Annotated in this window: 21 protein-coding genes; 12 read left to right on the forward strand and 9 right to left on the reverse strand. The window is 62.3% G+C overall.

Annotated features, from left to right (window positions below; all coding sequences use genetic code 11):
- The first annotated feature begins 711 nt into the window (after positions 1-711).
- Together rhtA and CKW22_RS23700 are read left to right on the forward strand one after the other, a co-directional pair.
- The gene (rhtA, locus tag CKW22_RS23695) at positions 712-1,599 is read left to right on the forward strand and encodes a threonine/homoserine exporter RhtA (RefSeq protein WP_033700271.1); all 888 of its coding nucleotides are present in this window, start codon (positions 712-714) and stop codon (positions 1,597-1,599) included.
- A 190-nt stretch (positions 1,600-1,789) separates the two neighbouring features.
- Complete coding sequence (locus tag CKW22_RS23700) at positions 1,790-2,071, forward strand: hypothetical protein (protein WP_033700272.1); 282 nt, start codon at positions 1,790-1,792, stop codon at positions 2,069-2,071.
- A gap of 57 nt (positions 2,072-2,128) precedes the next feature.
- On the opposite strand, the gene CKW22_RS23705 is transcribed toward CKW22_RS23700, so the two are convergent.
- Entirely contained in the window at positions 2,129-3,937 is a 1,809-nt protein-coding gene (locus tag CKW22_RS23705) for an aminopeptidase P family protein (protein WP_033700274.1), read from the reverse strand.
- Positions 3,938-4,174: 237 nt separating this feature from the next.
- Here CKW22_RS23705 and CKW22_RS23710 point away from each other — a divergent pair, with 237 nt between their 5' ends.
- Entirely contained in the window at positions 4,175-5,287 is a 1,113-nt protein-coding gene (locus CKW22_RS23710) for a DUF3182 family protein (protein ID WP_033700276.1), read from the forward strand.
- Entirely contained in the window at positions 5,271-6,041 is a 771-nt protein-coding gene (locus CKW22_RS23715) for a S9 family peptidase (RefSeq protein WP_033700278.1), read from the forward strand. The genes CKW22_RS23710 and CKW22_RS23715 overlap by 17 nt, the downstream gene beginning before the upstream one ends.
- Here the strand turns inward: CKW22_RS23715 and CKW22_RS23720 are convergent.
- Positions 6,020-6,400 carry an antibiotic biosynthesis monooxygenase gene (locus CKW22_RS23720; protein ID WP_033700280.1) on the reverse strand — a complete coding sequence of 127 codons (381 nt, stop codon included), beginning with the start codon at positions 6,398-6,400 and terminating at the stop codon, positions 6,020-6,022. The two genes, CKW22_RS23715 and CKW22_RS23720, sit on opposite strands and share 22 nt — an antisense overlap.
- 174 nt (positions 6,401-6,574) lie before the next feature.
- Between CKW22_RS23720 and CKW22_RS23725 the strand changes: the two genes are divergently transcribed.
- Complete coding sequence (locus tag CKW22_RS23725) at positions 6,575-7,129, forward strand: cysteine hydrolase family protein (protein WP_033700282.1); 555 nt, start codon at positions 6,575-6,577, stop codon at positions 7,127-7,129.
- 49 nt (positions 7,130-7,178) lie between these two features.
- On the opposite strand, the gene CKW22_RS23730 is transcribed toward CKW22_RS23725, so the two are convergent.
- A complete protein-coding gene (locus CKW22_RS23730) occupies positions 7,179-7,742 on the reverse strand; it encodes a helix-turn-helix domain-containing protein (RefSeq protein WP_033700285.1) in 564 nt (187 codons plus the stop codon).
- Positions 7,743-7,825: 83 nt separating this feature from the next.
- Between CKW22_RS23730 and CKW22_RS23735 the strand changes: the two genes are divergently transcribed.
- From CKW22_RS23735 to CKW22_RS23765, 7 genes are all read left to right on the forward strand, one after another.
- Complete coding sequence (locus CKW22_RS23735; RefSeq protein ID WP_047583908.1) at positions 7,826-8,776, forward strand: DMT family transporter; 951 nt, start codon at positions 7,826-7,828, stop codon at positions 8,774-8,776.
- A 149-nt stretch (positions 8,777-8,925) separates the two neighbouring features.
- Entirely contained in the window at positions 8,926-11,841 is a 2,916-nt protein-coding gene (locus CKW22_RS23740; protein WP_047583907.1) for a monovalent cation/H+ antiporter subunit A, read from the forward strand.
- On the forward strand, positions 11,841-12,185 hold the full coding sequence (locus CKW22_RS23745; protein ID WP_003250128.1) for a Na+/H+ antiporter subunit C: 345 nt from the start codon (positions 11,841-11,843) through the stop codon (positions 12,183-12,185). Before CKW22_RS23740 ends, CKW22_RS23745 begins: the two co-directional genes overlap by 1 nt.
- Positions 12,182-13,861 (forward strand): monovalent cation/H+ antiporter subunit D, encoded by a 1,680-nt coding sequence (locus CKW22_RS23750; protein WP_033700290.1) that lies wholly within the window; start codon positions 12,182-12,184, stop codon positions 13,859-13,861. Before CKW22_RS23745 ends, CKW22_RS23750 begins: the two co-directional genes overlap by 4 nt.
- A complete protein-coding gene (locus CKW22_RS23755) occupies positions 13,858-14,346 on the forward strand; it encodes a Na+/H+ antiporter subunit E (protein ID WP_033700293.1) in 489 nt (162 codons plus the stop codon). The genes CKW22_RS23750 and CKW22_RS23755 overlap by 4 nt, the downstream gene beginning before the upstream one ends.
- Positions 14,343-14,621, forward strand: a complete 279-nt coding sequence (locus tag CKW22_RS23760; protein WP_003259015.1) for a K+/H+ antiporter subunit F — start codon at positions 14,343-14,345, stop codon at positions 14,619-14,621. The genes CKW22_RS23755 and CKW22_RS23760 overlap by 4 nt, the downstream gene beginning before the upstream one ends.
- Positions 14,618-14,983 (forward strand): Na+/H+ antiporter subunit G, encoded by a 366-nt coding sequence (locus CKW22_RS23765; RefSeq protein WP_033700295.1) that lies wholly within the window; start codon positions 14,618-14,620, stop codon positions 14,981-14,983. The genes CKW22_RS23760 and CKW22_RS23765 overlap by 4 nt, the downstream gene beginning before the upstream one ends.
- A 12-nt stretch (positions 14,984-14,995) precedes the next feature.
- Here CKW22_RS23765 and CKW22_RS23770 read toward each other — a convergent pair whose 3' ends face one another.
- From CKW22_RS23770 to CKW22_RS23800, 6 genes are all read right to left on the reverse strand, one after another.
- The gene (locus tag CKW22_RS23770) at positions 14,996-15,208 is read right to left on the reverse strand and encodes a hypothetical protein (RefSeq protein WP_033700297.1); all 213 of its coding nucleotides are present in this window, start codon (positions 15,206-15,208) and stop codon (positions 14,996-14,998) included.
- Complete coding sequence (locus tag CKW22_RS23775; RefSeq protein WP_033700299.1) at positions 15,205-15,675, reverse strand: hypothetical protein; 471 nt, start codon at positions 15,673-15,675, stop codon at positions 15,205-15,207. Before CKW22_RS23775 ends, CKW22_RS23770 begins: the two co-directional genes overlap by 4 nt.
- Before the next feature lie 362 nt (positions 15,676-16,037).
- Positions 16,038-16,232, reverse strand: coding sequence for a hypothetical protein (locus CKW22_RS23780; RefSeq protein ID WP_033700301.1), 195 nt, complete (start codon positions 16,230-16,232; stop codon positions 16,038-16,040).
- A 182-nt stretch (positions 16,233-16,414) separates the two neighbouring features.
- Positions 16,415-16,819, reverse strand: coding sequence for a TraR/DksA C4-type zinc finger protein (locus CKW22_RS23785; protein WP_033700302.1), 405 nt, complete (start codon positions 16,817-16,819; stop codon positions 16,415-16,417).
- A 267-nt stretch (positions 16,820-17,086) separates the two neighbouring features.
- Positions 17,087-17,860, reverse strand: a complete 774-nt coding sequence (locus CKW22_RS23795; RefSeq protein WP_033700305.1) for an enoyl-CoA hydratase — start codon at positions 17,858-17,860, stop codon at positions 17,087-17,089.
- Positions 17,861-17,873: 13 nt separating this feature from the next.
- Positions 17,874-19,001 carry an acyl-CoA dehydrogenase gene (locus CKW22_RS23800; protein WP_033700307.1) on the reverse strand — a complete coding sequence of 376 codons (1,128 nt, stop codon included), beginning with the start codon at positions 18,999-19,001 and terminating at the stop codon, positions 17,874-17,876.
- Between the last annotated feature and the right edge of the window lie 4 nt (positions 19,002-19,005).

Genomic DNA, 19,005 nt, shown 5'->3' on the forward strand with positions numbered 1-19,005 from the left:
CAATCTCAAATGACTATGTGATTTCTCGCATGGTCACTTGTGATGCTGATAATCTTTGTGACTATCAGCCCATACTCACAAGCACCCACACGAATTGCTTGATTCAATTTGTTAAAGAGCGGTTGGTTAAGAGCCTTTCGTCTCAACCGAGGGGCGCATTCTACGCTTTCCTCATTTGCTGTCAAGCGTTTATTTTGAAGTTTTTTGCGAGAAACTCGTTTAGCTTCAAACACTTGACTCGCTGCGATCTCTCGTAGCGGGAGGCGAATCATACAGCGTTTAGAAGCGCTGTCAACCACCATCTTAACCGCTAACGATCTTTCGATCGGAGCACTTCAAACTTCGTCTTGACTATTTAACTCATTGAATCTCAAGGAGTTTTTCGTTCCGACTACGCTGGAAGTGGGGCGCATTATAAGGGGATTCGAAATCGCGTCAACCCTTAATGTTCATTAAAGTGAAATAACCGCAGAAAAGACCGCATCAAGGCTGACAGGTGCCCGCCATTACCCTTTCGGCGCCTATGAGATCGAGCGCCGCCCGCGCGGCGCATCGCGACGCAAGGCCGCTCCTACATTTGTTTCGGGCCAGTTATTGGTGAGGGATTGGCGCGCGGCCACCACCCTTACACCCAATAACCCATTGCCCCGCAGCCCCACAAGTGCGCACTATAGTGCACACCCACGCCTGCTCAAGGATCGCCGCACATAAATGAACACCCAAGCCCGCAGCCTGGCCGCCACGCTCTTTCCCATCGGCCTGCTGCTCATCGCCATGGCATCGATACAATCCGGTGCGTCACTGGCCAAAAGCATGTTCCCTATCATCGGCGCTCAGGGCACCACCGCGCTGCGCCTGATCTTCGCCAGCATCATCATGCTGCTGATCCTGCGCCCATGGCGTGTCCGCATGACCGCCAACACCCTGCGCAATGTCATCATCTATGGCATGGCACTCGGCGGCATGAACTTCCTCTTCTATATGTCTCTGCAGACGGTACCTATCGGCATTGCCGTGGCACTGGAATTTACCGGCCCCCTGGCCGTGGCGATCTGCTCTTCGCGCCGCCCGATCGACTTCCTCTGGATCGCCCTGGCGATTGTTGGCCTGTTGCTATTGCTGCCGGCAGGCGATGGTGGGCAAGCACTTGACCCGGTGGGCGCCGCCTACGCATTGGGGGCAGGCGTGTGCTGGGCGCTGTATATCCTGTTTGGCCAACGCGCCGGCGCCGAGCACGGCATCCAGAGTGCCGCACTCGGGGTAGTCGTCGCCGCCCTGTTCGTTGCCCCTATCGGCGTAATCCACGCCGGCAGCGCCTTGCTCACCCCAGCCGTGATCCCAATGGCCTTGGCTGTCGCGGTACTGTCCACCGCCCTGCCCTACAGCCTGGAAATGGTCGCCCTGACACGCATGCCTGCACGCACCTTCGGCACGCTGATGAGTATCGAACCGGCCTTTGGCGCGCTGTCCGGCCTGCTGTTTCTCGGCGAAGTACTCAGTACCACCCAATGGTTGGCAATTCTGGCGATCATCGTCGCATCGGTAGGCACCACGCTGTCCATGCGACAGACGCCCACCCCACCCGTCGCCGCCGACTGATATGAGAAATATTTTCATTTGTGACGGGAATAGTGATTGTAGCGGCCCGTCTCGCTGATTAAGCTGTCACAGCTTCAACATCTTTACGCTATCTACTGGAGCGAACACGGACGCTGGGGAAACTTCAGGAAGAACCAAAGCGATAACGACAGGGCCAGACAGCTGCTCCGCCCTGCATTTAAGGACAGGAATGAAACGTATTTTGCTCATCCTGGCCATCTTGGCTATTGCTGGATGTGCCGCCACGGCCAAGACTGAGGTCAAAAGGGGTAAGAAAGGCCTGCATATCAATTGTTCTGGCCTTTCCTCGTCCTGGGACAACTGCTACAGCAAGGCCGCGACGTCTTGCAGCTCACGTGGCTACAAGGTCATTGCGCGCTCGGGCGACACCGACGAAGAACCCGGCGACTACCTGTTCGGTATCAACCCGGCCGGCTATACCAGCCGCAGCATGATCGTCATCTGCAAGTGATGACCACACGCAATTGAAAAGGGCAGCGCGAACGCTGCCCTTTTCATTGGCCGGTTATCACAGCGACGCGGTGCGCGCCTGCAGCCAGGCCAGCGCCTCGCCTTTCAATAAAGGCGCAAGGCGCTCACGCACCATCGCGTGGTAACCGTTCAGCCAGTCCAGCTCTTCCCTGGCAAGCAACTCGGGCAACAGGCAGCGCGTATCGATCGGGCAAAGCGTCAAGGTCTCGAAATTCAGGAAGTCACCAAAAGCACTCTTGCCCGCTTCACGACTGACCACCAGGTTCTCGATACGAACGCCCCACTCGCGCGGCCGGTAGGTGCCTGGCTCGATTGAGCTGATCATGCCCGCCTGCATCGCAGTTTGCGGCGTGGCTGCCGCCTGATAGGCGATTACCTGTGGCCCCTCGTGCACGTTCATGAAGTAGCCCACCCCATGACCGGTGCCGTGGCCATAGTCCACTTGATCAGCCCAGATCGGTGCCCGGGCAATGGCATCGAGCAGTGGTGAGAGGATCCCGCGCGGGAAGGTGGCCCGCGACAATGCAATCATACCCTTGAGCACACGCGTGCAATCCTGCTTCTGCTCAAGCGTCGGGTTGCCCACCGGCACCATCCGGGTAATGTCGGTGGTGCCGCCCAGGTACTGCCCACCCGAATCGATCAGCAGCAAGCCGTCACCTTCGAGCGTGGCATGCGACTGCTCGGTGGCGCGGTAATGAGGCATCGCACCATTGCCGTTGAAGGCCGCAATGGTCGAGAAGCTCAACGACACGAAGTCGGGGCGTCGGGCACGCGCGGCGCTCAGTTGCTCATCGACCGTCAACTCGGTAATGACCTCCCGGCCCAGGTTTGCGTCCAGCCAGGCGAAGAACTCGCACAAGGCGGCGCCATCCTGCTCCATGACCCGGCGAACGTGCACAAGGTCCTCCTCACGCTTGCACGACTTGCTCAGGGTAGTGGGGTTGATCCCCTCGACCAGTTCCACCCCAGGGCTCAGGTTTTCCAGCAGGCCGCAAGTGACTCGCGCCGGGTCGAGCAACAGCCGGCTCCCTGAGGGCACCGCACCCAGGACCTGACCTATATCGGCGTAGTCACGCACCTCAATGCCGTCTACCGCCAACACATGGCGCAGATGATCATCGACTTTGTCGCGCCCCACGAACACAGTCGCCTGCTGCTGGCTGATCAGAGCGAACGAAACAAAGACTGGGTTGTACGACACATCACTGCCGCGCAAGTTGAACAGCCAGGCAATGTCATCCAGGGTAGCGATGAAGTGCCAGTCGGCGCCCTTGGCCTTCAGGCTGTCGCGCAATTGGGCGAGTTTGTCCGCCCGGTTCTGCGTCGCATGTGGCGGCAAGTGCTGATAGACCGGGTTGCTTGGCAACGGCGGGCGCCCCTGCCAAACCTTGCCGAGCAGGTCCTTGTCAGTCACCAACCTTACCTCGCGGGCCTTCAGGCGCTCGCCCAACAGCCGCGCCGACGCCAGGGCCATGACGGCACCGTCCACGGCAACGGCCCCCTTCGGCGCGATGTGCTCACCCAGCCACTCCAACGCGCCCGGCTTGCCTGGCAGCAGCTTCATCAGTTCGATGCCACTGCCGGCCAGCTCGTTTTCAGCCTGCTCCCAGTAGCGGCTGTCGACCCAGAGCCCGGCAAAGCCCGCCGTGACCACCAGCGTGCCGACAGAGCCGTGGAAACCGGACAACCATTGGCGCCCCTGCCAGAAGCCGGGCAGGTATTCGGAAAGATGGGGATCGGCCGATGGCACCAGCAGCGCATCGATGCCCTCTGCGGCCATTGCCTGGCGCACCTGCATCAGGCGCTCCGGCACACTCTGCTCAATCGTGGTCTGAACGTTCATGCGCACTCCTGCGAAACATCTTGGCTAATCCAGGCTGTCGATAATGGAACAGCCACCCGAGCCCTGCAATCGCGGCGACCGGCTAACGGCATGCAATGCCCGGCACGCCCTCTGCAATCAAGACGTTTCCTACAACTGACCCTACAGAGTCGCACGGACCGCCGATCACATCCCGATGAACTTCCCCAAAACGACGGATTCACACACAGTACATTCATTGCAGACAGGCCAACCCTTATGCCCGCTGCCTGCGACTCGAAAACCGGCGTTGTGCTGCTCGACACCCGCGAGCACACGCCCGACCACGAACATGCCGCCCACCTCAAGCTCGCCGATGGCCTGGCACAACTGCTGGGCTGCCCACGCTTAGACCCTGCCGCACCTGCCACTGCTGCAGACCGCTACTACTATGTACCGACCGAAACGCTGGTCGACCCACAGCGCCATGCCGCGCTGGGTATCCGTACCGAGCAGGACCTGTTCGGCGGGTTGGTCGCCTATCCCTACATGGCGACCAAGGCGATCTCCCATCCGCTGCCGGCCGACGCCAGCTTCCCGCCAGGCTGGACCGACGCCTTCGCCCTGCAGGCCAGCGATGCGTTGCTGCGGGGCTACACCGTGTTCAGCAAAACCGATGCCCGCACTGCGGCACGCTTGCTGCTGCTCGACGGCCCAGTGCGCATCAAGCCGGTATTGGCTTGCGCCGGCCGCGGGCAACAGGTAATCGATACAGCGGATGCGCTGGAGCCTTTGCTGGCCGACATGGATGATCAGGCCCTGGCAGTGTGGGGCCTGGTACTTGAAGAAGACCTGAGCGAGGTACAGACCTTCAGTGTCGGCCAAGTGCGGGTCGCCGGCCTGACCTGCAGCTACCACGGCACCCAGCAGCTGACCCACGACCATCAAGGCACAGAGGTTTATGGCGGCTCCGACCTGATCGTGGTGCGCGGTGACTATCAGGCACTGCTGCAACTGCCACTGGAAGACCACCTGCGCCTGGCGATCAACCAGGCCATGGCCTACGAACGGGCGGCCGAGCAGCACTTCCCGGGCTTCGTCGCATCAAGGCGCAACTACGACATCGCGCGCGGCACCACCGCCCAAGGCCATGTGCGCAGCGGCGTGCTTGAACAGTCCTGGCGCCTAGGGGGTGCCAGCAGTGCAGAACTGCTGGCCCTGCAGGCCTTCGCCGATGACCCCGCCCTGCAACGGGTTCGCGCTTCCACCCATGAAGTGTTCGGTACGCCCGACCTGCCCACTGACGCCACCCTCTTTTACCAAGGAATCGACAGTGAACTCGGACAACTCAGCAAATATGCACGGATTCGCGAACATGACCATTCAGAGTGAAACCATCGAACTGCAGGTCGAGAACGACACCATCGTCGGCACCCTGGTCAGCCCTGGCAGCAAGATGCCAGGCATACTCTTCGTCCACGGCTGGGGCGGCAGCCAGCAACGCGACCTGGCCCGCGCCCGGCATATCACCGGGCTGGGCTGCGTGTGCATGACCTTCGACCTGCGCGGGCACGAGAAGACCGAAAGCCAGCGCCTGACCGTCACCCGCGAACAGAACCTCAACGACTTGCTGGCCGCCTACGACCGCCTGGTCAGCCACCCGTCCGTGGACAGCAGTGCCATCGCCATCATCGGCAGCAGCTACGGTGGCTACCTGGCCACTCTGCTGACCCGGCTGCGGCCAGTGAAATGGCTGGCACTGCGGGTACCCGCCATGTACTGGGACGACGAGTGGGATAACCCCAAGCAAACCCTTGATCGGCAGCGGCTTAACGCCTACCGCAAACGCCCGCTTGGCCCGACGGACAACCGTGCCCTGGCCGCGTGCGCGGAATTCGGTGGTGATGTATTACTTGTGGAGTCTGAACAAGACGACTATGTGCCCCACAGTACACTGATGAGCTACCGCTCGGCGTTCGTCAGCGCCCATTCGCTGACCCACCGCATCGTCGACGGTGCCGACCACGCGCTGTCCAGCGAAGAGAGCCAGAAAGCCTACAGTTCGATCCTTGCCTCCTGGATCGGCGAAATGGTCGTAGGCGCGCGCCTGGATCGCTACCCGCACTACGCGCCCTGGTATGCCTGAGGCTCGCCGACCTGGCAGTGCAGGCCACCATCGGCGCCACGTACGAGGCTGCGCAATGTCTGGTAGGCAGCAAAGTTGACGCCGCGCGCCTGATGCTGGCACAGCAGGTCGAAGAAAGGCTCCTCGGCGAAGTCAGCCGCAGCTGCCGCCCAAGCCTGCCGCGATTGCCATTGCAGATACTGCAAGACCCGGCTGCCATCGTCACTGGCCTGGATGCTCACGCCCTGCAAGCCTTCACAGCGCGTTGCCAGTTCCTCGCTGCGCGCCACCAACGCCTGGGCCAATGCCACCTGGCGCATGGCCGGGACTTCATATTCGATCATCTGGGTAAACCACAGAGAGTGAGGCGTCGCCCTCATGAACAGTCTCCTTGCTCTGGACGCTATCAGCGTGATGGTGAGCAGGGTAAAACCTCAAGCTAAGTCAAGGTCAAGTGGTTTTTTCGTCAGAAAACGCAAAAGCGCTGCAGTTGAACCCTCAGGTCGATGTACACACGCTATGGTCATTCAACGACTACCGCCGCAGGAGGCAACATGAGCAAGCAAGCGCTGATCATCATCGACATCCAGAACGACTATTTCCCCGGTGGCAAATGGACCCTCGACGGCGCCGAGCAGGCAGCCGACAACGCCGCCCGGCTGCTGGCCGCCGCACGCGACCGGGGCGACCTGGTGGTGCATGTGCGGCATGAATTCGAAAGCGCCGATGCGCCGTTCTTCACGCCGCAGTCACCAGGGGCGGCCATCCATGCCAAGGTCGAGCCCGTGACCGGCGAACCCGTGGTACTCAAGCACAAGGTCAATGCGTTTCTCGGCACCGGCCTCAAGGATACGCTGGACCAGCATGGGGTTCAGGCGTTGACCATCGTCGGCAGCATGAGCCATATGTGCATCGATGCAGCAACCCGAGCCGCCGCCGATTTTGGCTACGAAGTGACCGTGGCCCACGATGCCTGCGCCACCCTGCCCCTGGATTTCAATGGTAAACAGGTGCCGGCGGCCCATGTGCACGACTCGGCGATGGCTGCACTGGCATTTGCCTATGCCAAGGTGGTGAAGACCGACGACCTGTTGCCCCCCAAGGCTTGACGCTTGTGAACTGCGCCCCTTTCGCGACGCAAGGCCGCTCCTGCAAGGGTCAGATCACCACGTTGCGGACAAAGCGCACAGCCACGGCGCCATCATTGCGATAGGCATAACGGCAGTTGCTGGGGAACACATGAAACTGGCCGACCTGCAAGCGGTGCTCGGCGTCTTCGATGACCAGTGTGAGCTGCCCTTCGGCCACATAGATCTGCTCGCTCCAGCCATCGGCATCCGCCTCGCTGAGGTAGCACTCGCCCGGCGCCAACGTCCATTCCCAAAGCTCGACCTCACGCCGGGCGGTGCTGCTACCCAGCAGCACCGCCTTGCTTTGCGGATGTTCGCCAGCCCAGGCCAGTTCATCGATACGGCTCGGGTCGCGCTGCTCAGGCGCCTGGATCAAGGTACTGAATGCTACGCCGAGGGCTTCGGCAATCAGATCGAGGGTGGTGAGGCTGACATTCTTCTCACCCGCCTCGATCGCCACCAGCATCCGCCGGCTGACGCCAGAGCGCTCGGCCAGGGCCGACTGGCTCATACCGGCTGCGTTACGCAGGCGCCGAACGTTGAGGCTGACATGCTGCAGCACCGAGGCGCGGTGTGTGGGATTTTTGTGCACGTTGTTGCTCGCTGATCGTGGCTGCGCAGTATACTGCCCACTTTGCGCAGATTGTGCGCCGGCCCCTCCGAGTGTGCAAGACCATGACCCACCCCAGCCGCAAACCGAACACTGCCGTCTCTTTTCGCCTGAGCAAGGCTGAACTGGTGCTGGTCTTCATCACCATGCTGTGGGGCGGCACCTTCTTGCTGGTGCATAACGTGATGACGGTAAGCGGCCCGATGTTCTTCGTCGGCCTGCGTTTCGCTGCGGCGGCGTTGTTCGTGGGGGTGGTCTCGGCGCGTGCACTGCCGGGGCTGACGCTTACCGAGCTCAAGGCCGGCGTGCTGATCGGCGTGTCGATCATGCTGGGCTACGGTTTGCAGACCATGGGCCTGCAAACCATCAGCAGCAGCCAGTCAGCCTTCATTACCGCGCTATATGTGCCCTTCGTGCCGCTGCTGCAATGGCTGGTGCTCGGCCGCCGGCCCGGCCTGATGCCAAGCATTGGCATCTGCCTGGCATTCTGCGGCTTGATGCTGCTGGCCGGGCCAGAGGGCGGCACCTTGCACTTCAGCGAAGGCGAGATAGTGACCCTGGTCAGCGCCATCGCCATTGCTGGCGAAATCATCCTGATCAGCCGCTATGCCGGCCAGGTCGATGTGCGCCGTGTGACCGTGGTGCAACTGGCGACCGCCTCGTTGCTGTCGTTCCTGATGATCGTACCGACCCAGGAACGCATCCCCGACTTCTCCTGGCTGCTGCTGGCCAGTGCCCTGGGGCTTGGCGCCATGAGCGCCGTGATCCAGGTGGCGATGAACTGGGCACAGAAGTCGGTTTCGCCCACCCGCGCCACCCTGATCTATGCCGGCGAGCCGGTGTGGGCCGGGATCGTCGGGCGCCTCGCCGGCGAGCGCCTGCCTGGCGTTGCATTGATCGGCGGGCTGCTGATCGTGATCGCAGTGGTGGTCAGCGAACTGAAGGTGCGCCGCCCCCGCGAAGACGCCGAGGCACGCGAAGCACAGGCCGAACGCGAGCAGCAAGCCGGCCTGTAAAGCGGCCAACTCCAGCTATGCTTTGTAAAAAACTGTTATAAAAAAACACCTTGTCACAGCGTATTTGTACGATTCTGCGACAGCTTGCGTGTTGGTGATCAACTGATCGGCACGTATGATCCTTGCAAACCTCTCCAGAATAGAACGCTATGTCCTTGATAGTGCTATTGCTTCTGCCGTTCGTGGGCAGTTGCCTGGCAGCCGTGCTGCCGCACAACGCACGTAACGCCGAGTCCATATTGGCGGGGCTCGTCGCCTTGGTCGGTACGGTCCAGGTAGCACTGCTGTACCCTCAGGTCGCCCACGGTGGCGTGATTCGCGAGGAATTCCTCTGGCTGCCCAGCCTGGGTTTGAACCTTGTGCTGCGCATGGACGGCTTCGCCTGGCTGTTCTCGCTGCTGGTACTGGGCATCGGCACACTGGTGTCGCTGTATGCCCGCTACTACATGTCACCGCAAGACCCGGTGCCGCGTTTCTTCGCCTTCTTCCTCGCGTTCATGGGCGCCATGCTGGGCCTGGTGATCTCTGGCAACCTGATCCAGCTGGTGTTCTTCTGGGAGCTGACCAGCGTTTTCTCCTTCCTGCTGATCGGTTATTGGCACCATCGCGCCGACGCCCGCCGCGGCGCCTACATGGCGCTGATGGTGACCGGTGCCGGCGGCCTGTGCCTGCTGGTCGGTGCCTTGCTGCTGGGCCACGTGGTCGGCAGCTACGACCTGGACAAGGTGCTGGCCGCGGGTGACGTTATCCGCCAGCACGCACTGTACCCGGTGCTGCTGCCACTGATCCTGATCGGCGCCCTGAGCAAGAGTGCGCAGTTTCCGTTCCACTTCTGGTTGCCCCACGCGATGGCGGCGCCGACCCCTGTGTCCGCCTACCTGCACTCGGCAACCATGGTAAAGGCCGGGGTGTTTCTGCTGGCGCGGCTCTGGCCTGTGCTGTCAGGCAGCGAGGAGTGGTTCTGGATCGTCGGCGGGGCTGGCGCCATCACGCTGCTGCTCGGCGCCTTTGCCGCGATGTTCCAGAACGACCTCAAGGGCCTGCTGGCGTATTCCACCATCAGCCACCTGGGCCTGATCACCCTGCTGCTGGGCCTGAACAGCCCGCTGGCGGCGGTCGCCGCCGTCTTCCACATCCTCAACCATGCCACCTTCAAGGCCTCGCTGTTCATGGCCGCCGGCATCATCGACCACGAGAGCGGTACGCGCGATATCCGGCGCCTCAGCGGCCTGATCCGCCTGGTGCCCTACACCGCCACCCTGGCCATGGTGGCCAGCGCCTCGATGGCCGGCGTGCCGCTGATGAACGGCTTCCTGTCCAAGGAGATGTTCTTCGCAGAAACAGTGTTCATCAGCTCCACGGCCTGGGTCGAAGCCGCCCTCCCGGTGATCGCCACGCTGGCCGGTACCTTCAGCGTGGCCTACGCACTGCGCTTTACCGTCGATGTCTTCTTCGGGCCAACCGCCCAGGACCTGCCCCACACACCTCACGAACCACCCCGCTGGATGCGCGCGCCGGTCGAACTGCTGGTGCTCACCTGCCTGGTGGTAGGCATCTTCCCTGCCCAGTCGGTCGGCCCGTTGCTGGCTGCGGCGGCCCTGCCGGTGGTGGGCGGTACGCTACCGGAATACAGCCTGGCCATCTGGCACGGCTGGAATGCGCCACTGATCATGAGCCTGGTCGCCATGAGCGGCGGCATCGTGCTCTACCTGCTGCTGCGCAAGCAACTGCGCATGGGCCGCTTCCCCTACCCACCACTGATCGAGCGGTTCAACGGCAAGCGCTTGTTCGAGCACGGCCTGGTGCGCCTGATGCTGCTGGCCCGCCGAATCGAAGGCTTGCTGACCACGCGCCGCCTGCAATCGCAGTTGTTCATGCTGGTACTGGCGGCCTTCCTGGCCGGCCTCACGCCCATGCTGTACAGCGGGCTGACCTGGGGTGAGCGCCCGAAAATCCCTGGTTCCGGCGTGTTCGTCGCACTCTGGCTGATCGCCATCGCCTGCGCCATCGGCGCCGCCTACCAGGCCAAATACCACCGTCTGGCCGCCTTGATCATGGTCAGCGTCTGCGGCCTGATGACCTGCATCACCTTCGTCTGGTTCTCGGCGCCCGACCTGGCCTTGACCCAGCTGGTCGTGGAAGTGGTCACCACTGTACTGATCCTGCTCGGCCTGCGCTGGCTGCCGCGCCGTATCGAAGGCGTATCACCGCTGCCGGGCAGCCTGGAGCGCGCCCGCATGCGCCGCCTGCGCGACCTGCTGCTGGCGGTGCTGGTGGGTGGCGGCATGGCGGTGCTGTCGTACGCCATGCTCACCCGGCCAACGCCCAACGACATTTCCTCGTTCTACCTGAGCCGCGCCCTGCCGCAAGGGGGTGGTACCAATGTGGTCAATGTGATGCTGGTCGACTTCCGTGGCTTCGACACCCTCGGTGAAATCACCGTGCTGGTCGCCGTGGCCCTGACCGTGTTCGCCCTGCTGCGACGCTTCCGCCCGCCCAAGGAGAGCATGCAGTTGCCCGCCCAGCAGCGCCAGCTGGCGCCCGACGTGGTCACAGACCTGATCAACCCGCGTCACGCCACAGACACCGCGCTGGGCTTCATGATGGTGCCTGCGGTGCTGGTGCGGCTGCTGCTGCCAATCGCCCTGCTGGTATCGATGTACCTGTTCATGCGCGGCCACAACCAGCCTGGCGGCGGGTTCGTCGCCGGCCTGGTGATGTCGGTGGCGTTCATCCTGCAGTACATGGTCGCCGGCACCCAATGGGTCGAGGCGCAAATGAGCTTGCGGCCGCTGCGCTGGATGGGCACTGGCCTGCTGTGCGCGACCCTGACCGGGGTCGGCGCCATGCTGCTGGGTTACCCGTTCCTGACCACGCACACGGCACACCTGCACCTGCCCGTGCTGGGGGATGTGCACGTGGCCAGCGCGCTGTTCTTCGATATCGGCGTGTACACCGTGGTGGTCGGCTCGACCCTGCTGATCCTCACTGCCCTGGCGCACCAGTCGGTGCGCGCCTACCGCCCGGGCAACCCGTCGAAATCCAGCCAAGCAGGAGCCGCCTGATGGAAGAAGTCATTGCAGTCGCCATCGGCGTACTGGCCGCCTCGGGGGTCTGGTTGATCCTGCGCCCACGGACCTACCAGGTGATCATGGGCCTATGCCTGCTGTCGTACGGCGTCAACCTGTTCATCTTCAGCATGGGCAGCCTGTTCATCGGCAAGGAGCCCATCATCAAGGACGGCGTGACCCAGGACTTGCTGCACTACACCGACCCCCTGCCCCAGGCCCTGGTACTGACTGCCATCGTCATCAGCTTCGCCATGACCGCACTGTTCCTGGTGGTGCTGCTGGCCTCACGCGGGTTGACCGGCACCGACCATGTGGATGGCCGGGAGCGTGACGAATGAGTGGCATGAGTCAACTGATCGTCGCCCCCATCCTGCTGCCCCTCATCACCGCTGCGGTGATGCTGTTGCTGGGCGAGAAACACCGGCGCATCAAGGCGCAACTGAACCTGCTGTCCACCTTCGCCGGCCTGGCCATCGCGGTCAGCCTGCTGCTGTGGGTGCGCACCCAGGGCCAGGCCGAATCGATCGGTGTGTACCTGCCAGGCAACTGGCCGGCACCGTTCGGCATCGTGTTGGTAGTCGACCATCTTTCGGCATTGCTGCTGACCCTGACCGGCATCATCGGCTTCAGCGCCCTGCTGTTTGCCCGCGCCCGCTGGGACAGCGCCGGTGCCAGCTTCCACGCACTGTTCCAGATCCAGCTGATGGGGCTGTACGGTGCATTCCTGACGGCCGACCTGTTCAACTTGTTCGTGTTCTTCGAGGTGCTGCTCGCAGCCTCCTATGGCTTGCTGCTGCACGGTTCGGGCCGCGCAAGGGTCAGGGCCGGCCTGCACTATATCGCCATCAACCTGTTCGCTTCGTCGTTGTTTCTGGTGGGCGCGGCGATGCTCTATGGCGTGACAGGCACCTTGAACATGGCCGACCTGGCGCTGAAGATCCCGCTGGTGCCGGAGGCCGATCGCGGCTTGCTGCACGCAGGCGCCGCGATACTGGCCATGGCGTTTCTGGCCAAGGCCGGCATATGGCCCCTCAACTTCTGGCTGGTGCCTGCCTACGCCTCGGCCAGCGCACCGGTTGCCGCGCTTTTTGCCATCATGACCAAGGTCGGCCTGTATGCCGTGCTGCGCCTGTGGACGCTGCTGTTCTCCGGGCAAGCCGGCGCCTCGGCGCACTTCGGTGGCGAGTGGCTGGTTTACGGCGGCCTGGTCACCCTGGCGGTGGCCGCCGTATCGATATTGGCCGCACAACGCCTGGAACGCATGGCTGCCCTGAGCATCCTGGTCTCCGCCGGCACGCTGCTCGCGGCCGTCGGTTTTGCCCAACCGGTGCTCACCGGCGCGGCATTGTTCTACCTGGTCAACTCGACCCTGGCGCTGTGCGCCCTGTTCCTGCTCGCCGAGCTGGTCGAGCGCTCGCGCTCGGCCAACGAAGTGCCGCTGGATGAAGAAGAAGACGCCATGCCTTCGCCCCTGGAGTCGCTGCACCCGCCCAAGGGCATCAACCTCGATGATGAACAAAAGGTCGTGATCGGCCAGATCATCCCATGGACCATGGCCTTCCTCGGCCTGAGCTTCATCGCCTGTGCGTTGCTGATCATCGGCATGCCGCCGCTTTCGGGCTTCGTCGGCAAACTCAACCTGATCAGTGCGCTGTTCAACCCGCTGGGGCTGGGCATAGCGCCGGAGCAACCGCTGACAACAGCTGGCTGGGGCCTGGTGGCATTGCTTGTACTTTCCGGCATGGCATCGCTGATCGCCTTTGGCCGCGTAGGTATTCAGCGCTTCTGGAAGCCCGAGGAGCGCCCCTCGCCTGTGCTGCGTCGCTATGAGTGCCTGCCGATCGTCATCCTGCTTGGGCTGTGCATCATCCTCAGCTTCAAAGCCGAGCCGTTGCTGCGCTACACCCAGGACACGGCTGCCAGCCTGCAGGCGCCGGACACCTACATAAAAGCGGTGATGGCTGCCCAACCGATCCCTGGCCCGACCTCCCTCGACGTGGAGCTGCAGCCATGAACCGTCTGTTCCCCGCCCCGCTGCTGTCGGTGTCGCTGTTTGGCCTGTGGTTGCTGCTGAACCTGTCGGTCAGCGCCGGCAACCTGCTGCTCGCTGCCCTGCTCGGCATCCTTGCACCGCTGTTGATGGCACCCCTACGCCCCCAGCATGCCCATGTGCGGCGCCCACTGGTGATTGCCAAGCTGATTGGCCGGGTAGGCCTTGATGTGATTGTGTCCAACCTGCTGGTGGCCCGTGGCGTGCTGCGCGCCGGCAAACAGCCGCCGCGCTCGGCATTCGTGCACATCCCGCTGGCCCTGCGTGATGCCCATGGCCTGGCCGCGCTTTCGATGATCACCACGGTGGTACCGGGTACGGTCTGGTCCGAGCTGGCACTGGACCGCAGCGTGCTGCTGCTGCATGTGTTCGACCTGGAGGATGAAGCCGCCTTCATCGAGCACTTCAAGGCCACCTATGAACGCCCGCTGATGGAGATTTTCCAATGACAGGCCTGCTCGCCAACGCTGTACTCGCCAGCCTGTTCATCTTCGCCCTGGCCATGGCCCTGGCGCTGATCCGGTTGTTCCGCGGCCCGTCCGCCCAGGACCGGGTTCTGGCGCTGGACTACCTGTATATCCTGGCCATGCTGACCATGCTGGTACTGGGGATTCGCTATGCAAGTGACACCTACTTCGAAGGTGCGCTGCTGATTGCGTTGTTCGGCTTTGTCGGCTCGTTCGCCCTGGCCAAGTTCCTGCTTCGTGGTGAGGTGATCGAATGACCGAAACGCTAGCACTGCCCTTCTGGCTGGAGTTGGTCACTGCCGCGCTGCTGCTGATCGGCAGCCTGTTTGCCCTGATCGGTGCCGTGGGCCTGCTGCGCCTGAAGGATTACTTCCAGCGCATGCACCCACCCGCGCTGGCCTCGACCCTCGGCGCATGGTGCGTGGCCTTGGCCTCGATCATCTACTTCTCGTGGCTCAAGGAAGCGCCCATCCTGCACGCCTGGTTGATCCCGATACTGCTGTCGATCACCGTACCGGTCACCACGCTCTTGCTGGCCAGGGCTGCGCTGTTTCGCAAGCGCATGTCGAAAGAAGCGGTGCCCGAGGAAGTCAGCAGCGGCGGCGACCGCGGCCACTGACAGCGTGCAGCCTCAGCCCTGGCTGAGGCGCTGCAGCTCGCGTCGGACCATGGCGGCATACGGTGGCGGGCCGAGCCGATACAGTTCACCGGCCACCCAGTTCAGCCAAGCCCCTTGCAAGTCCTCACGCCGAGCCAACAGGCGTTCGGCTTGCGCCAGCGCATCCGCCTGGTGCTGCTGATGGAACTCGGCACGCGAAACGGGCGAGCCGTTGCCGTCAGTCATTCACTGGCCTTGAAGGTGGTCAGCTCACCCTTGCGCCATTTCGCGACTTTGCCGGTCACGGCCTTGAGCAGCTTGCCCAGGCCTTCCTGCACTTGCTGTTGCGCAGCAAAGACCAACATCACGCCATGGCCCTCGCGCAGCACGATGCCCTCGCCTTCAGGCACCGAAACAAAGGCATAGTCGCCCACGCCGTAGACGTTGAGCTTGATGTCACGAAAGCGCATTTCCAACTTGCCGCCCTCGCGGCTGGGCAGTACGGCGGCACGGAAGTGATCGCCTACTTTCAGCTCCAGGCGCTGCTTGTCATCGACCACCAATGCGCTCTCGGTGTCGATCTCGGCCATATACAAGCCTTCAGGACTTTGTTCGGTGACATAGATAAAGCGGCCTTGGAACAGCTGGGCCAATTTACCGCGCAAATCGCCCAGGGCGAACAAGGCGTGGGTATCAAGAGTGCTGACTGCCAATGAAGTGATCCTCAACCGGTTACATCCCGCCCCCACACACGCTCGGTGAGGCACGGCCATTACATAGCGATAGGCGAAAAGAGTAATAAAGCGATGCGCTGATGTCTGTGCCTGCTGGCGATGCAGCATGCAGGATTCTTTACTCTGGCTTGCCAGATCTGGCCTCAGTACAGGCTTTCGGCAAATTCCCAACGCGGGAAGTGTAATGCCTGACAATAAAGCCGCCAGAAAAGATGCGATAGGGCGTTGCAGAGCACCCGACAGAACGGGCTCTGAAATCCATCAGCGCATTACTGGGGAAGGAATATGCACGAAAACACCGAAATCCGTCGAGAGGCAAACAACATTTCTTGCGACCGCCTTCAAGCGGCAAGGCCCTTCCTGAGTTGCTGCAACCAAGCCGCCTGGCATTCCACAGCCTCATCACGCGTGGCGAACGCAGTACCGCGGCGCTCACCATTGACCAGCACCACCCAGCAAATGCGCTTGCCCAGCGCCTGCAAGGTGGCAGGCACACCGGAGCCAATCATCACGGCTACATCGACTCGGCTATTCATCATCCCCTCCGGAATTTAATTAGCACCCTAACGATAAAGCCATGATACGCCTGCCTGCAGGCAGGAAACAGCGCATCTCGGTACAGCAGTGTTACGCCACAAGCAACAAATTCAGCAGCGTTTGCCGCAACAACGCAAAAAGCCCCAGGGATTTCTCCGTGGGGCTCACGCACCGCGCTCGGTCAGATCTGCCGCTGGTGGCGGTCGAGCTGCTCGTGGCGCTCCTGGGCTTCGATGCAGTACTTGGTGGTCGGGCTGATCAGCAGACGCTGCAGGCCGATGGGCTCACCACTGTCATCGCACCAGCCAAAGCTTTCGTCAGCGATTCGGCCCAGGGCCATCTCCAGCTGCGGCAGCAGGCGTTGGTCACGCTCGATGGCGTTGACCAACCAGTGGCGCTCTTCTTCGACCGAGGCCACATCAGCTGGATCCGACGGGGTTTCCAGGCTTTCGATGATGATGCGGTTCTTATCGATGCGTTCATGGGTTTCGACTTTCATCGCTTGCAGCAGGCCAGTGAAAAAGGCCAGCTGTTCAGCGCTCATGTAGTCATCGGCCGACATGGCCAGCAACTGTTCCTTGGTCATCGATTTCTCTATGAAAAAATGTGCATTGGGCGATTCGGGTGCCGCCGACGCCAGCGCGTCGGCAGCGGAATTCTTCAAGCGCCAACCGGCACTCTTTTACAGGGGGCGGCAGTCTAAGGCGCCACGTCGCGTGGAGCAACTGCAATTGGGGGGGAATTTACGCCCATTGACCAGAATCCGCTGGTCGGCGCCCTGGGCGGGCATGCCTTGAGAGGGCGGGTGCATTCGAGAAGAAGCGCGCCACCTCTCAAGGCAAGTACAACGCACTCAGCGATCCTTGAACTGCGCCTCACGCTTGCCAATGAAGGCACTCATGCCTTCCTTCTGGTCTTCAGTGGCGAAGGCCGCATGGAACACTCGACGCTCAAACCGCACGCCCTCACTGAGGGTAACTTCAAAGGCCCGATTGACACTCTCCTTGACCATCATGCTCACCGGGATCGACTTGCTGGCAATGGTCGCAGCCACTTTCAGCGCTTCCTCAAGCAGCTCGACCTGGGGCACGATGCGCGCCACAAGGCCGGCGCGCTCTGCCTCTTCGGCGCCCATCAGGCGGCCGGTCAGGCACAGTTCCATGGCCTTGGCCTTGCCGACTGCGCGGGTCAGCCGCTGGGTGCCGCCCATGCCGGGCAATACGCCCAGGTTGACCTCAGGCTGACCGAATTTGGCATTGTCAGCGGCCAGAATGAAGTCGCACATCATCGCCAGTTCACAGCCGCCACCCAAGGCAAAACCCGACACCGCAGCAATGATCGGTTTGCGCCGGTTGGCGATGCGATCAGCATCGCTGAACAGGTCATCGACGTAGATCTGCGGGTATTTGAGGTCGGCCATTTCCTTGATGTCGGCACCGGCGGCAAACGCCTTGGCCGAGCCTGTCAGCACTACGCAGCCGATGTTCGGGTCCTTTTCCAGCTGGTCCAGGGCCTGGTTGATCTCGCCGACGATCTGCGCGTTGAGTGCATTGAGCGCCTGGGGCCGGTTGAGGGTAATCAGGCCGACCTTGCCGTGGATGTCCAACAGGATGGTTTCGAATGCCATGCAGACTGCTCCTTCAAAGATTGCGCGCAATGACCATGCGCTGAATGTCGCTGGTGCCTTCGTAGATCTGGCAAACCCGAACGTCGCGGTAGATCCGCTCCAGCGGGAAGTCACTCAGATAGCCATATCCGCCCAGGGTCTGCAAGGCATCCGAACAGACCTTTTCGGCCATTTCCGAGGCGAACAGCTTGGCCATCGACGCCTCCACCAGCGCAGGGCGCCCGGCGTCACGCAGCGCGGCGGCATGCAACACCATCTGCCGGGCCACGGCAATGCGCGTGGCCATGTCAGCCAGGCGGAACGCCACGGCCTGGTGCTCGATCAACGGCTTGCCAAAGCTCTGGCGCTCCTTGGCATAGTCGCGCGCCACCTCGAACGCGGCACGTGCCATGCCGACCGACTGGGACGCAATGCCGATACGCCCACCCTCAAGGTTGGCCAGGGCGATCTTGTAGCCCTGCCCTTCTTCGCCCAGGCGATTGGCAACGGGCACGCGCACATTGTCGAAAACGATCTGACAGGTGTCCGAGGCATGCTGCCCTAGCTTGTCCTCGACCCTCGCCACCTGGTAGCCCGGCGCATCGGTGGGCACGATGAAAGCGGTGATGCCGCGCTTGCCCGCTTGCGGGTCGGTCACCGCAAACACGATGACCACACCGGCGTTCTGCCCGGAGGTGATGAACTGTTTGCTGCCGTTGAGCACATAGTGATCGCCCTCCAGACGCGCGCGGGTCTTCAGGCTGCTGGCATCGGAGCCCGCCTGGGGCTCGGTCAGGGCGAAGGCGCCGATCATCGCACCGCTGGCCAGCGGCGTCAGAAACTGCTGCTTTTGCTGCTCGGTGCCAAACTTCAGGATCGGCACACAACCCACCGAGTTGTGCACGCTCATGATGGTCGAGCAGGCACCGTCGCCTGCGGCGATTTCTTCAAGGGCCATGGCGTAGGCTACATAGCCGGTGTCACTGCCCCCGTACTGCTCCGGCACCAGCATGCCGAACAGGCCCAGCGCGGCCATCTCGTCGATGGCTTCACGGGGGAAGCGGTGCGCCTTGTCCCACTGTTCGGCGAACGGCCGCAGCCGTTCCTGGGCAAAGTCACGGACAGCGTCAGCGATTTGTTGTTGCTCGTCAGTTACCAGCATGGTT

Origin of the sequence: Pseudomonas sp. Irchel s3f19 (assembly GCF_900187555.1) — a bacterium.
Taxonomy (GTDB): Bacteria; Pseudomonadota; Gammaproteobacteria; order Pseudomonadales; family Pseudomonadaceae; genus Aquipseudomonas; species Aquipseudomonas capeferrum.

What these genes read in the sequence shown, in the direction of transcription:
- CKW22_RS23785 (WP_033700302.1), bottom strand. Translation starts at nt 16,819, where the DNA reads ATGACCAAGGAACAGTTGCTGGCCATGTCGGCCGATGACTACATGAGC.
- CKW22_RS23755 (WP_033700293.1), top strand. Translation starts at nt 13,858, where the DNA reads ATGAACCGTCTGTTCCCCGCCCCGCTGCTGTCGGTGTCGCTGTTTGGC.
- CKW22_RS23795 (WP_033700305.1), bottom strand. Translation starts at nt 17,860, where the DNA reads ATGGCATTCGAAACCATCCTGTTGGACATCCACGGCAAGGTCGGCCTG.
- CKW22_RS23705 (WP_033700274.1), bottom strand. Translation starts at nt 3,937, where the DNA reads ATGAACGTTCAGACCACGATTGAGCAGAGTGTGCCGGAGCGCCTGATG.
- CKW22_RS23745 (WP_003250128.1), top strand. Translation starts at nt 11,841, where the DNA reads ATGGAAGAAGTCATTGCAGTCGCCATCGGCGTACTGGCCGCCTCGGGG.
- rhtA (WP_033700271.1), top strand. Translation starts at nt 712, where the DNA reads ATGAACACCCAAGCCCGCAGCCTGGCCGCCACGCTCTTTCCCATCGGC.
- CKW22_RS23720 (WP_033700280.1), bottom strand. Translation starts at nt 6,400, where the DNA reads ATGAGGGCGACGCCTCACTCTCTGTGGTTTACCCAGATGATCGAATAT.
- CKW22_RS23725 (WP_033700282.1), top strand. Translation starts at nt 6,575, where the DNA reads ATGAGCAAGCAAGCGCTGATCATCATCGACATCCAGAACGACTATTTC.
- CKW22_RS23765 (WP_033700295.1), top strand. Translation starts at nt 14,618, where the DNA reads ATGACCGAAACGCTAGCACTGCCCTTCTGGCTGGAGTTGGTCACTGCC.
- CKW22_RS23735 (WP_047583908.1), top strand. Translation starts at nt 7,826, where the DNA reads ATGACCCACCCCAGCCGCAAACCGAACACTGCCGTCTCTTTTCGCCTG.
- CKW22_RS23760 (WP_003259015.1), top strand. Translation starts at nt 14,343, where the DNA reads ATGACAGGCCTGCTCGCCAACGCTGTACTCGCCAGCCTGTTCATCTTC.
- CKW22_RS23740 (WP_047583907.1), top strand. Translation starts at nt 8,926, where the DNA reads ATGTCCTTGATAGTGCTATTGCTTCTGCCGTTCGTGGGCAGTTGCCTG.
- CKW22_RS23715 (WP_033700278.1), top strand. Translation starts at nt 5,271, where the DNA reads ATGACCATTCAGAGTGAAACCATCGAACTGCAGGTCGAGAACGACACC.
- CKW22_RS23780 (WP_033700301.1), bottom strand. Translation starts at nt 16,232, where the DNA reads ATGAATAGCCGAGTCGATGTAGCCGTGATGATTGGCTCCGGTGTGCCT.
- CKW22_RS23800 (WP_033700307.1), bottom strand. Translation starts at nt 19,001, where the DNA reads ATGCTGGTAACTGACGAGCAACAACAAATCGCTGACGCTGTCCGTGAC.
- CKW22_RS23710 (WP_033700276.1), top strand. Translation starts at nt 4,175, where the DNA reads ATGCCCGCTGCCTGCGACTCGAAAACCGGCGTTGTGCTGCTCGACACC.
- CKW22_RS23770 (WP_033700297.1), bottom strand. Translation starts at nt 15,208, where the DNA reads ATGACTGACGGCAACGGCTCGCCCGTTTCGCGTGCCGAGTTCCATCAG.
- CKW22_RS23750 (WP_033700290.1), top strand. Translation starts at nt 12,182, where the DNA reads ATGAGTGGCATGAGTCAACTGATCGTCGCCCCCATCCTGCTGCCCCTC.
- CKW22_RS23700 (WP_033700272.1), top strand. Translation starts at nt 1,790, where the DNA reads ATGAAACGTATTTTGCTCATCCTGGCCATCTTGGCTATTGCTGGATGT.